Origin of the sequence: Synechocystis sp. PCC 7509, assembly GCF_000332075.2 — a bacterium.
Taxonomy (GTDB): Bacteria; Cyanobacteriota; Cyanobacteriia; order Cyanobacteriales; family Chroococcidiopsidaceae; genus Aliterella.
On record NZ_ALVU02000001.1, the window covers coordinates 2162538 to 2175398 of the forward strand.

General features: G+C 40.5%; 12 protein-coding genes. 4 read left to right on the top strand and 8 right to left on the bottom strand.

The features are described from left to right. Positions 1 to 50: 50 nt before the first annotated feature. The 3 genes from rfbB to SYN7509_RS0210920 all read right to left on the bottom strand — a co-directional run bounded on the left by rfbB (position 51) and on the right by SYN7509_RS0210920 (position 3312). Positions 51 to 1064 carry a dTDP-glucose 4,6-dehydratase gene (rfbB, locus tag SYN7509_RS0210910; RefSeq protein ID WP_009630397.1) on the bottom strand — a complete coding sequence of 338 codons (1014 nt, stop codon included), beginning with the start codon at positions 1062 to 1064 and terminating at the stop codon, positions 51 to 53. 45 nt (positions 1065 to 1109) lie between these two features. Continuing rightward, positions 1110 to 2483 (bottom strand): hypothetical protein, encoded by a 1374-nt coding sequence (locus SYN7509_RS0210915; protein WP_009630396.1) that lies wholly within the window; start codon positions 2481 to 2483, stop codon positions 1110 to 1112. A 106-nt stretch (positions 2484 to 2589) separates the two neighbouring features. Further along, a complete protein-coding gene (locus SYN7509_RS0210920) occupies positions 2590 to 3312 on the bottom strand; it encodes a precorrin-2 C(20)-methyltransferase (RefSeq protein ID WP_009630395.1) in 723 nt (240 codons plus the stop codon). Between the two features lie 22 nt (positions 3313 to 3334). On the opposite strand from SYN7509_RS0210920, the gene SYN7509_RS0210925 reads away from it, so the two are divergent. Both SYN7509_RS0210925 and SYN7509_RS25690 read left to right on the top strand, forming a co-directional pair. Then, positions 3335 to 4030 (top strand): esterase/lipase family protein, encoded by a 696-nt coding sequence (locus tag SYN7509_RS0210925; RefSeq protein ID WP_009630394.1) that lies wholly within the window; start codon positions 3335 to 3337, stop codon positions 4028 to 4030. 62 nt (positions 4031 to 4092) lie between these two features. Beyond that, positions 4093 to 4728, top strand: a complete 636-nt coding sequence (locus SYN7509_RS25690) for a cytochrome b N-terminal domain-containing protein (protein WP_009630393.1) — start codon at positions 4093 to 4095, stop codon at positions 4726 to 4728. Positions 4729 to 4748: 20 nt separating this feature from the next. On the opposite strand, the gene SYN7509_RS28465 is transcribed toward SYN7509_RS25690, so the two are convergent. From SYN7509_RS28465 to bchB, 4 genes are all read right to left on the bottom strand, one after another. After that, entirely contained in the window at positions 4749 to 4880 is a 132-nt protein-coding gene (locus SYN7509_RS28465; protein WP_084610663.1) for a CHAT domain-containing protein, read from the bottom strand. A gap of 114 nt (positions 4881 to 4994) precedes the next feature. Next, positions 4995 to 7475, bottom strand: a complete 2481-nt coding sequence (locus SYN7509_RS0210940) for a BsuBI/PstI family type II restriction endonuclease (protein ID WP_009630392.1) — start codon at positions 7473 to 7475, stop codon at positions 4995 to 4997. A gap of 273 nt (positions 7476 to 7748) precedes the next feature. Continuing rightward, positions 7749 to 8780: a GTP pyrophosphokinase gene (locus tag SYN7509_RS0210945; RefSeq protein WP_009630391.1), complete on the bottom strand. Its 1032-nt coding sequence runs from the start codon at positions 8778 to 8780 to the stop codon at positions 7749 to 7751. Between the two features lie 138 nt (positions 8781 to 8918). Continuing rightward, complete coding sequence (gene bchB / locus SYN7509_RS0210950; RefSeq protein WP_009630390.1) at positions 8919 to 10445, bottom strand: ferredoxin:protochlorophyllide reductase (ATP-dependent) subunit B; 1527 nt, start codon at positions 10443 to 10445, stop codon at positions 8919 to 8921. A gap of 463 nt (positions 10446 to 10908) precedes the next feature. On the opposite strand from bchB, the gene SYN7509_RS29185 reads away from it, so the two are divergent. Both SYN7509_RS29185 and SYN7509_RS0210960 read left to right on the top strand, forming a co-directional pair. Further along, entirely contained in the window at positions 10909 to 11205 is a 297-nt protein-coding gene (locus SYN7509_RS29185; protein ID WP_202807209.1) for a hypothetical protein, read from the top strand. A 20-nt stretch (positions 11206 to 11225) separates the two neighbouring features. Further along, on the top strand, positions 11226 to 11732 hold the full coding sequence (locus tag SYN7509_RS0210960; RefSeq protein WP_028954076.1) for a transposase: 507 nt from the start codon (positions 11226 to 11228) through the stop codon (positions 11730 to 11732). A gap of 190 nt (positions 11733 to 11922) precedes the next feature. Here SYN7509_RS0210960 and SYN7509_RS0210965 read toward each other — a convergent pair whose 3' ends face one another. Beyond that, on the bottom strand, positions 11923 to 12798 hold the full coding sequence (locus tag SYN7509_RS0210965; RefSeq protein WP_009630649.1) for a shikimate dehydrogenase: 876 nt from the start codon (positions 12796 to 12798) through the stop codon (positions 11923 to 11925). Between the last annotated feature and the right edge of the window lie 63 nt (positions 12799 to 12861).

Below are 12861 nucleotides of genomic sequence, written 5' to 3' on the forward strand. Positions count from 1 at the left end.
TAAAAGTTTTTTAGAATTGCCAGGAGGTTAACAACCTGGCAATTTCATATTTACAGCAAGGCTTCCCACCATTGACGGCGATCGCAATACCATTGCACAGTACGACGCAAACCTTCTTGCATAGTTGTTTTTGGTGTCCAACCTAGCTTAGTTTTAATTTTGCTGGCATTAATGGCATACCTAAAATCGTGTCCCGGTCTATCTTGAACGTAGGTAATTAATTGATTACTAGGATTTATAGGTATCGAAGCCAATTCATCCATTAAAGTACAGATTTTATTAACTAAATCGATATTTTTAATTTCATTGTTGCCACCAATATTATAAGTTTCCCCAGGTTTACCGCGCCTAATTACTGCTTCTATTGCCGTGCAATTATCGCCCACATACAGCCAATCGCGGATATTTTGCCCATCACCATAAATAGGTAAACTTTTACCCTGCAAAATATTGATACAAATTAAAGGAATTAACTTTTCAGGAAACTGAAACGCGCCGTAATTATTAGAGCAATTAGTTACAATTGTTGGCAATCCGTAGGTATGGTAATAGGCGCGTACTAAGTGATCGCTGCCAGCTTTAGAAGCCGAATAAGGACTACTGGGAGCATAAGGAGTTGTTTCTGTAAAAGCAGGTTCTGTAAGGCTCAGACTACCGTAAACTTCATCAGTAGAAATATGCAGAAATAGCGCCTTATTTACAATTTTTGCTGCTAAGTATTGACGAAAAGCCTCTAATAAGGTATGAGTTCCAACTATATTAGTTTGAATAAAAGTCGCAGGTTGGAGTATAGAGCGATCAACATGAGACTCCGCCGCAAAGTGAACGATAGTATCAATATTTTCTGATATTAGTAATTTGTCTACCAGAGCGCGATCGCCTATATCTCCTTGAACAAAACAAAAATTAGGATTTCCTTCTAATTCCTGCAAATTCTGCTTATTTCCGGCATAAGTAAGCACGTCTAAGACCACAAGGCGATCGCCTGGGTAAGCATCGCACCAATAACGCACAAAATTTGTACCAATAAACCCCGCTCCGCCAGTTACCAATAACCGACGCATTTATTTTGCTCCTCTCTATAACTGGTTATTTATGCAACCTAAGCTCTAAAAGCTAGGTTTTTTGGGATCGATTGGTGACGGTGCGCTTTGTGGCGTAGTGGTAGGTTCTGGGGAGGGACTCGGTGGTGTATCTAAAGAAGGCGTAGGTGTACTTGTGGGTTCAGGACTAGGAGGAGTTGGTGTAGGGGTAGGGCTGCTCCTAGTTGGCTTTGCTTGGGCGCATTTATTGGTACTATAGTCAAACTCAAGCCGAAAATTGTAGTTAGTAGTTTTATCAGTTTTAGCAAACTCATAATTTCTCACGTAATTTTGCGCTTGAGCAATGTCTGGCTTTCCAGTTTTGGTAATTAAATTAGGTTCAGATAATCTTTTTCCTTCTGGATTAACCACTACATTAACTACGGCGACATCACCGTCTATTGCGCGATCGCACGTTGTCAATTTGCGGCGAATTGGTGGTTTTGTAACTACGTCGGGATTTTGAGCTTGAACTAAAGCTTGTTGACGTTTGAATTTGTCCAAATTGTCAAGAGCGGTTTTTGTGTCCTCTGATAGTTCGCTAGACGGATTGCGATTTCCTCTCAGTGCTGTTGCAATTTCTTGACGACTCAGAGCGCGAGTAGTTGTTGGTGGTAAGCGATCTTGTCTCCTCAAAGCGGCGGCAATTTCTTGACGGCTCAGAGCGCGAGTAGTTGTTGGTGCTGGTGTAGCCGCTCTTGAGGGAAAGTTATTTCTCATACTATCGCGCATTGCCAATAACTCTTGTTTGCCTCTTTCTGGTAGTTTATTGCCTTCTACTGTTGGGCTTGGGGAAGGAATATTTGAATTGGAAGTTGGCGCTGGGGAAGGTGTAGCGGTGGCGATTTCGTCATTTGCGGGCAAAGTGCGATCGGCAGTTAAAGGTGTATCGGGTAAGCCGTTATTGGCTGGCAAAACGAAAGGTGGTGCGGGAGGAGCAGAAGGGAGCGGCAAATTATTAGGGTAATTAGGCAAGTTTTCGTAAGGAATGGGCGGAAAAGAGGTATTCGGTGGCGGTGGTAAAAGTACTTGAAAAGTTTGCAGTGGAGGAGTTTGATTAGGAATTTGGTTGTAAATCGGCGCACTACCTGGTGGAAGTTGCAACGGTGGCATTACACTTGTTTGATAAGGTGGCGCGGGCGGTAGTGGTGGCAAATCGGTTAGTTGAGAAGCAAAGGGCGGTAGGGTGTTATCTACAGGGTTGGAAACTTGGGGAAGACGGTTTTGTTCTTGGGGAGATAAGTCCACAAGTCCTATAGTTCTTTGAGATGGCGATTTATCAGCTTGGGAATCTAATGTTAATCCTGGCAACACCGCCCAAAGCAATCCATGAATTCCTACGGAGGCTAATATCGCTATACCAGTGCTAGATAGTAAATTTTTGTTTGCAGTGTTAGACATAAAAATATTTTTCAGTTATGGGAATTTTTAAAGTTATTTTTTGGGTGGAAAAGTCGATAACTTGAGCGCAAAACTATCTTATTTTAATCAGCAATCATTACTTCCTTTATAAATGCGATCGCTGGCTTACTTGCACAATTAAAATCGAAAAATAGGGCAACTGTAAAGAAGGGCGATCGCGCAAGCTATCATAAATTACCATATCTTTTTGGGTAGCTCGTTCTACAACTCGGCTGCGCTCTAATAAATTACGCCGCTCTAAGATTTTCCATACTTGTGCGTATACTGAAGCAACTTTCATTAAAACTACTACATCTGCCCAGTTTAATACAGCTTCTAGTTCTTGTAGCTGATAGATTGCGGGTAAAACTACTAATTTTTCTGCGCCAACGGTTAAGGGTAATCCTAGCGCTGAAGAAGCAGCCATTGGCGAACAAACTCCAGGAATTGATTGGACTAATACTTCAGGATGGATTTGTTGCAAAGTTTGTGCCAGGTAACTGAAGGTACTATAAAAACTAACATCCCCTTCACAGACAAAAGTAACATCAACTCCTTGTTGCAAATATTGCCAAACTTGGACGGCGGCATTTTTCCAGGCGAATTCTAGAATCTCCTTTTCTTGCACGTAGGGAAAATCTAAAGCTAGTTGTTGCTGATTAGAGCTAATCCAAGGCGCTACAATTTGTTGAGCGATGCCGAGTTTGCCGTTTATTCCTGCTGGAAAAGCAACTACTGTTGACGACTGGAGGATTTTTAGTCCCTTGACTGTAATTAATTCTGGATCGCCCGTACCGACGCTAATTCCGTATAAAGTGCCAATTTTCACAAGTTTAGTTTAATTAAACCTAATGTTGCCTACAGTTATTTTGCCGGGATACTTGGAAAGTGCGATCGCCTATTTGCCTTTGCAACAAGCTTTACAACAACTGGGTTTTCCTACTTTCACCGTACCATTACGCCGCCGCGATTGGTTGCCAACTTTGGGCGGACGACCGATTACACCGATTTTGCAACAACTTGATCGCACTGTAAAGCAAGCTTTAAAACAATCTAACACTACACAAATTAATTTAATTGGTCATTCGGCGGGGGGGTGGATTTCTCGGATTTATCTGGGAGAAAAGCCTTATTTGGGGCGCAAAGAAATAGAGTCTCAAGCGCTTTGTCATGCTCACCCCTACATTGCTAATCTAGTTACCCTGGGTACGCCTCACATTAGTCAAGAGCGATGGACGCGATGGAATTTAGATTTTGTCAATAATAACTATCCTGGCGCTTTTTATCCTACCGTTCGTTACATTTGCGTTGCCGGAAAAACTATTTTTGGCAGTCGCCTTTCTTCTAAATGGCTGGCTTACAGTAGCTATCAGCAAACTTGCGGAGTGGGAAATACTTGGGGAGACGGGATTACACCAATTATGGCGGCGCATTTGGAAGGTGCGGAAAATTTAATTATTGAGAATATCAATCACTCGCCGCGATCGCCGGGACTTTGGTATGGTTCGGCTGCCGTTTTACCCTCTTGGGTGACTTATCTATCTTAAGATCACCTGCACATATTGGCTGCTAAGTTAAAATTGTAAACAAAACTATACATTTAGCAGTTATGATTTCTACTTACGATTTTAGATTGCGGCGGACAGCGACAATATTATCGGTGGCGATTGTAACTTTAACTGCGATCGCAGCACTTACAGGAGTATTACTATCTTTTTACTACGAACCCGCCGCCGGAGGTGCTTATCAGTCGCTGAAGTGGATTGATACAGAAGTTACCAATGGTTTACTAATTCACACCCTTCACGATCGCGCGGGAACGTTGCTAATCGGCGTAAGTTTAATTCAAATGGTAGTAATGTTTTTAGGTAGACAATTCCGTTCTAATTGGCTAATAGCTTGGGTAAGCGGTATTTTTTTGATATTAAACGCGATCGGTCTTGCTTGGACGGCAATTATTTTAGATTGGAGTCAAGAAGGTTACTGGCGCTTTCGGATTGAATTAAGCACTATTGAAGCAATACCGCTAGTTGGTTCGACTTTAAGAGATGTGTTAGTAGGCGGTGGCGCGTTAAATACAACTACAGTAGAGCATCTTTACACTATCCATAGTTACTTGCTATCGGCGGGAGCAATATTACTTTCGACAGTGCATTTGTGGAGCATATTGAAGCAAGAAAAAGAAATGAAAGACGAAATTGTTGCGCCCGAATTACCAACACCTAAAGAAGCTGAATTGACTTAAATTAGTGGGCGATCGCACTTCTAACGCGCATCCCCAATTAAAATAAATGGCGACCAATACAAAGGATGCTTGTCAATTAAGCTCAACTTTGCCTGACGCAAAGCTTCTCCTTTGGTCATACCTTTGTTGAGATTTTGGTAAAAGGCAACCATCAATTGCTTAGTTTCCTCGTCTTTGAGCTTGTCTTTAGTTAGGACAAATAGTGCGATCGCTCTATTTGTTTTTATCCACCAGACAATTTTTAGCGATCAACCCCATCGGCGGTTTTAATGTCCTTTCGCTGGGTTTTCATAAGGGCCAAGAAATCTCTCGCCGTTGAAATGAATCATATGGTCGCTTTGATCTGCAACCCAAACTTCTGTCTCCCAAGAAATCTCCGCAAGATACCGAGTCATTTCTCTACGACTTGGGAAAGCACTAACAAAAACTAAGCCTTTGCTACTGGACTGAAAAAGCTGCTTCAATTCATTGTGACGTTTTAAGTTGACTGGGCCATGACTTGTCACAGCTTCTATCAATACCAACCAGTCTTGACGCTCGTAATAAACTACAATATCTGGCATTTTCCCATGAGGATCTAATTCAATCCCCATTTCTCGGAATCTCTGAGTTTCATTAACGATGAACTTGTTTCCAGCATCGCCCACATACAGAACTAACCCTTCCGGTGTAAATCTGGGGCAGAAACTCTCCAAAACATCTTTTATCAGTATATTTTGTCCCCCCGATGATAGCTTAATAGCTTGACCGTTAGGCAAACTTACGGGAATCATCGGTATGTTGCGCTTTTTATTCTGCAACAAGTTTGTGACTGAAACAATATAATTTTGACGTGCTTCTTCCCACTGCTCGGAGTCATAGGATTTAAGCAGGGATAAAGCTTGTTGATGAAGCTGATAACACCATTTTGGGCTATTAATTGGTCTATCTGGTTGATCTGGATTCTCAATAACTATCCCCATCTGTACAAACTGGTGCATAGTTTGCCGTCTTACTGTCTCGCGTGTATTTGGCGCGTATTGTTTCCCATAATAATCACGAAACCAATCCATCATCTCTGTAATCCTGCGTCTTGGTGCTGTAGCTTGATTCCAGGGCGTTTCAGGTTGAATGTTTGCTAAGGCAAGTAAGCAAAGTGCCGATCGCTCATTTTGTTGCTCTCTTGGGGCCGAAATCTCTTTGAGAATTGCCAGTGCTGCTTTAATTCTTTCACTAGCTTGAACAGCATTTGTTGTTTCGCTCATAATAGACAGAGTTGTATGTATGACTGTATCAAGTTGCGTTTGGTTAAAGCAACGATCTCCAATTTGGCTTCCTAGCTGAATTAAGTCATCTTTGCAAGGGTACTTAATTTTACGCAAATCTGTGGCATTGACTTGTGTATGCCCACTAAATTGTCTAAAAAAAATATCAAGTAAAGTTGAATTAAGAAATGCTGCTAAACCTCGTGCAAGGTCAGGATTCATGCCCTTGCCTTCGGCATGGTAGTAGTTAAGATGATTTTCTATGCCTAATACTGGTGCATCTAGAGGAGAACAAACCGCCGCAACAAGACGACGCTTTTCTTCCTTGGCAGAAAAACGCTTTATCAAAACGTACCAACCCGATTCAACTAACCATTTACTTGTTTGTTGGTTTTGTTCAATTGCGATCGCCTTACGAGGATTGACGGGTGGAAACAATACTTTTCCGGCTTTGATTGATTCTGGGTAAAGCAGGGGAACACTTTTTTCGTCCCAGGAAGTTCTTAGCGCTGATTTAAGACGAAAATCGACAACTGCACCCGTTGAAACTTTTAAACCAAGGTCATTTAAGGTAGATGAAAATCTATCCATTTGCACTCTCAAAGCATCATCAAGAGAGTTTGTCACAATATGAATGAAATTTTCCGAATCGCTGGTTTCAACAACTTTGCTATAGGGAACGTACCTTGACTCTAAAAATTCATCTGTCTCATCTGTAAAATTACTGGTAATTTCTATACAGTCAGGTTTGTTTTTTGTTTTAATAGCATGAAAAATAATATTTTCTTGTAATATACTCTCTGAAAAAACTGCTGAACGGCTCTCAAAAACATGAATTTTATCAAGCCCCATTTCTTTCAAAAAAGCTTGACGAAAAGGACGATAATAAGCACCATTACAAAAGCTTCTGGGCGTAATTGCAACTATTTCTCCCTCCTCAACAAGCTGTAGCATAGTAAGCCAGACAAAGGTACTATACAAATTAACAGTTTCAATCCCAAGTTTTGAAAGAAGTTTCTTTTCGATTGATTGGTTGTTAATCTTTTTGTAGGGCGGATTTAAAATCGCGTGAGTAAAACTGTTAGCAGATGGAGTAAAAAGCGGCAAATTTATTTCAGTAATAGCTTCTATAAAGCTTTCTTCACGTAAACAATAATCTGCTTGAATCCCTCTTTTTTCTAAAGCTATACAACACTCTATAAGACATTGCTGCAAAGATGGGATAAATATTGACTCAACTTCATAAGCTGTTATCGAGCATCTCTTAACACTATGAGGATTCATCAATAGTCGTTCTACAAAAGCGGCTGTTAATGATCCAACTCCGGCTCCAGGATCTAAAAGACTGATATGATCTGATAAGTTGCTAAATTTTCCTGCCATAAAACGGGCAATTGAAGCAGGAGTTAAAAACTGACCTAATTCGCTACGCTGCTTTAGATTTAGCCTTGAGGAACAATGAATTCTGGAGATATCTGTGTAATCTGTGAGGAACGTTGTCATGCCGTAAGGTATAAAGTCATCTTCGCCTATCAGTGAGGAATTGCAACTTTTTTGCGTAGCGTAAAATTTTTAATGTTGGAAAGTGCGATCACACTGCGAAACACTTGGTAAGTTTGATTGTTGCTAACTCAGAAAAAAACAATTGACAAGCGGATTTACCAAATTGCTAAACTTTCTTATTATACAGGCTTAAAAGGAGCGCTCACCCTAGCACTTGAATTACCAGTACGAAAACAAAGTCAATTTAAAAGTATTTTTTTACATCAAAGAAATTTACCTATCTCCAGTTTGCAACCATTCATCAAAACTATTCCTCTGACTTAGATAAAGAATATCTTTGAACGCTTCTTTGTCAGATAAATAAAGAGCGTGTCTTATCATCGTGTATGGATTCAGGTTATTATCGCCTTTACTATCCGAGTTAATTTTCCTTTTGAATTCAATTACTTTATTGAAATAGTTCTCTAAAGCAGTTTTAAAACTTTGCGTTTTATATTCTGGGAAAATATTAAGAATTTCTTTCACAAGTTCGTCTGCTCTCTCTCGTGCAAACGTATAACCACTAAACTGAAGATTTCTTTTTATAATTTCCAGAAAACTGAAAGTATTAAGTTGATTATCTGTTTTATTTTCATTTACATTTTGAATTGTATTTTTTTCTATTGTTTCTGCTTCTTTTTTTACTGCTAAAAATTCTTGATCGGCAATTTCAAATAAAGCCGCAAGTCTATTTATACGCCTACTCAGATTAGGTGAGAGTTCTTTTTTGTACTTTAATTTATGATCTAGGACGCTCCAAGCATCTTGAATAATTGTTCTAACTTGTACTTCAACAGATTTAATCTGGGATAGATTTTTATATTCAGGTAAATTCTCTCTTGTAGAATTTAGAGTTAAATCTAAATGCAAACTTTTATAACCAAATTGATTTTCTGTCTTTTCTAGAGCTTTTGTTTTATCGCTATACTCAGTCACCTTAAAATCGTTTTCCAACAGTTCTTTTATTTTGTTAATATCTTCCTCGTATAAGCAAATAACTCTAATGCCAATTAGATCAGTGATATGTTCCTTAATTTCATACTCCTCATTGTTTTTTTCCAAATCTTTTCTATATTTTCTTGTAAATTTTTCAATACATTCTTCACGCACTTTTAGTCGAGAAGTAATTGATTCTAACTCAATATCTGTTAATAAGGCTGTAATTAAAGTTTTAAATGAAGCCTCAGCAGATTTTAAAAACTCTAGTTTTGAGTCATAGTATTCTTTAAAATTATTTTCTTCTTTTTTAAAATCTGAAGAACCCATATTATAATAATTTTTTAAAAGTATAAGTTATCAACATACATCAGTATTAATAGATACAACCAAATTAATTCGTAATTTATAAATAAACAAGGAATTGAGGTGTTTACTCTCAATTCCTTACTCATTTTTAGACTCTAACTACGCGCCTACAGATTCTTTGGCGGCGTACATGACTTCAAGACTAATTACACTAAAACCGCGATCGCGCGCAAATTTTTCAGTATTGCGTTTAACTTTACCGCGTACAAACCCCGGCACTTTATTTAATTCTGCCTGTGCTTCTTTATTCCAACCAAGGTCAGAACCTGCGGAAATGCCTTTAGTAATAACTTCCTTGGTATCGTGTCCGCCAAAGATTTCCAATAAGTGGTCTTCCATACCCAAAGTAAAGGAATTGTAGACTAAATCAGCAATTTGATTTGTGCCTTCATAGCCGCAAAATGGCTTGTAGCCGATGGGGAAGTTCTGAATGTGTACGGGAGCAGCAATTACACCGCAAGGGATGTTTAAACGCTTGCCTACGTGCCGCTCCATTTGCGTACCGAAGATAGCTGATGGTTCTGTGCGGGCGATCGCATCGCCGATTAGTCCGTGATCTTCGGTGACAATCACTTCATCGCAATATTCCCCTACTTGCTCCTTAAACCACTCAGCGTCGTACTTGCAATAAGTACCCGCCCAAACAACGTGAATGCCCATTTCTCGCGCTAATATCTTTGTCATCGCGGCGGCGTGGGTGCTGTCGCCAAAGACTACAGCTTTTTTCCCAGTTAAATTTTGACAGTCAATGGAGCGCGAAAACCAAGCAGCTTGAGAAACATACAAAGTTTGCTCGTTGATAAAGTCTTCGTAGTTTACCTCTGCGCCTTGGTCGTTGAGAATCTGCTGAATTTTGCGAATACAACGCGCCGTTTCTACTACACCCATTGGCGTAATATCTACATAAGGCATCCCAAATTCTTGTTCTAGATACTTCGCCGACATTACCCCTAGTTCCCGATAAGGTACTAAGTTAAACCAAGCTTGAGAAAGTCTTTTGAGGTTAAGCACCGATGCTGCTTCAGGAATTACCTCATTAATTTCGATTCCCAAATCCGTCATCAATTTTTTAAGTTCGGTACAATCGTGGTGATTGTGGAAGCCGAGACTAGAAATACCAATAATGTTTACGGATGGCTTTTCAGTTTTACCTGTAGGTAATTCGCCTTTTTTCCGAGCTTTTTCGGTGTATAGCTGCACAATTTGCCGCAACGTAATATCCGCCGCTTGCAACTCGTTAACGCGGTAATGGTTGACATCTGCCAGCATGACATCGCACTTTGTATCAATAGAAGCACGTTCGACAAAGTTTTCTAAGTCTTCTTGCAAAATGCTAGAGGTGCAAGTAGGCGTAAGCACAATTAAATCGGGGTGTTCTTCGGTGTCTTTGCGAGTAATGTTGTCAACTACCTTTTCTTGAGAACCCCGCGCTAGTACGTTGCGATCTACCGAACTAATAGTAACTGGCGTAAAATTGCGATCGCGCTCTAACATTGATCGCATAACGTTAAAGTAGTCGTCGCCAATCGGTGCGTGCATGATGGCATGGACGTTTTTAAAAGAGCTAGAAACTCGCAAAGTTCCAATATGGGCGGGCCCTGCATACATCCAATAAGCCAATTTCATATCTTTGCCATGCTCCCTAATTTATATAGCTGGGGATAATTAAATTATTTGTCTTGTAGTTTCCGATTGTCCCAGAGATATCGGGTGCTAGTGCAGTTACTAGCAATTTTTGCAACAAAACGATAAAGTGCGATCGCTTCCCCAGACATCAAACAAGTTTAGTTAAGCTAATACTTATCCTGTCTTTACAATGGCATTTCACCACAGTCTAGGCTTTTCTCGTGAAAGCCTTGCAGGAGGGGCGCTACTTGAATTACGGTGCTTTTTATCTGCTGTTGACAAGTATAATTTATGAATACTGTATAGCAATCCTAAATCAATTGTGAACGTTGTAGGGGCGCAATGCATTGCTACGCGATCATGTTTATGAATCAACCAGGATTGCTATAGTTAGCATTGAATCTATCCCACTAAGGTCAAAAGGTGATAATCTAATTGTCAGAGTGATTAAGTCCTACAGAATATGGCGGGAAGATTTGAGGGATTAAGCGATCTAGAATGGAAGTTGTTTGAGGATGTGATCGGCGAGAAAGGAGAAAAACGGGGACGGGGAATGCCCCATGCGCCTTTCCGTCATGTAATCAACACCTTAATGAAGGCAATTGATTACGGGCTGCCGTTGGTGCGATGTACCGAAGGGAGAAGTTTGGGCATCAAAAAGTTCAGCCCACCGATGGCTAAAAAGCTGGCAAGCAGATGGAACGCTAGAGCGACTACAAGCAAGGATATTAGGCATCGCCTCGGAAAAAGGATTAATTAACTGGAGTCATGGTGCGGTCGATGGCTCTTTTTCCCCCTGGGAAAGGAGGAGGTGAGGACGTTGCTTATGGCTATAAGGGCAAAGGAATTTTAATTCATACTTTGACCGACGGTAATGGTATGCCTCTGGCTAATTGCACGACCGCAGCTAATGGTAGTGAAAGAGAACAAGTGATGCCGCTATTGAATAGCGTTACTGTCAAAACTAATTCTCCTGGCAGACCCCGTAAACGGGTCAAAGTGCTGGCTGGGGACAAAGGCTATGACTCCAAAGATTTGCGTGCGGCTTTACGCAAACGTGGTATTAGACCGCAGTTGCCGAAGCGAGCCTGGAAAACTAAAAGAAATCGAGGTAGACCCATAAAAATGTCAGTCCCTCGTTTTCAACAAGAGCGCTGCTTTGCATGGTTTCAACGGAAATACCGTAGACTTGTTGTTCGATGGGAAAGAATTTCTGCCTGCTTTAATGCTTTTATTTCCCTTGCAACAATTCACATTTGGATTAACAGAATTTTATTACTGGGATAGGTTCATTCTTCCTAGCTAATTTTTAAGATAAAACAATCAATGAATGAATGGTTCTATCAACTCGCCGTTTCGCTATGCTGGCGGTAAGTTTTATGCTCGTAATCTGTCTCTCGAACATATTAGACCTCTTGCAAAAGTAAGCTTCAAGATTGATTTGCATTCAAGTTAAGCTCATAATTTTAAAAATTTATTAACCTTTACTAAGATAGTTTTGCAACGCCTGACGCATAACATCAATGGGTGCGGGTTGTTGCAACCAAATTTTTAAAGCGGCGGCTCCTTGTTGTACAAGCATTTCTAAGCCATCAATAGCCGTCGCCCCCTTTGCTTGTGCTTGTTGTAAAAACTTGGTAGGACTAGGAGTATAAATTAAGTCATAGGCGATCGCATCTGCTGCTAATAATCCCATTTCCTCATCACTCAAAGGCGACTCGCGAACGTTGGGATACATCCCGATGGGAGTTGTGTTGATAATTACTTTTGCCTGGGGAATTAGTAGCGGCAATTTATCCCAACTGCGGACTAATAATTGTGTCGCCAAAGCTGAATTTCCCCAACTAGCAATAAATTCGGCTAACTTTGTAGGATTTCTTCCCACTACATAGGTTTCCTTAAAACCTAATTGAGCGCAACCTGCTACCACCGCCCGCGCTGCGCCACCATTACCCAAAACTAAGGCAGTTTTTTCGCTCCAATTTTGAGCGTAAGTTTGCAAAGGAGTAATAAAACCTTCGACATCGGTATTAGTACCCGCCCAAATACTGCTACTTGTCCGCCAAACGGTATTTATAGCGCCGATTGCTTTAGCGGTAGCAGATATTTCTGTAATTAAAGGCGTAATTGCTTGCTTGTGGGGAATTGTAATATTAAAGCCCACTAAATCGATTGCCGCAAATCCAGAAATTGCCGCTTGTAGATTGTCTGGATGTACTGGTAGAGGTAAATAAACATAGTCTAAGCCTAAATGCGCGATCGCCGCATTGTGCATAATTGGCGACAGTGAATGCTCTACAGGATGCCCAATTACGCCCAGTAGCTTAGTTTTTCCAGTAATTATTTGCGACATAATCGGTGTTCTAGCGATCGCTCGTTAGAATTATTAAAGTAACTTAACATTATTTCTAATTAA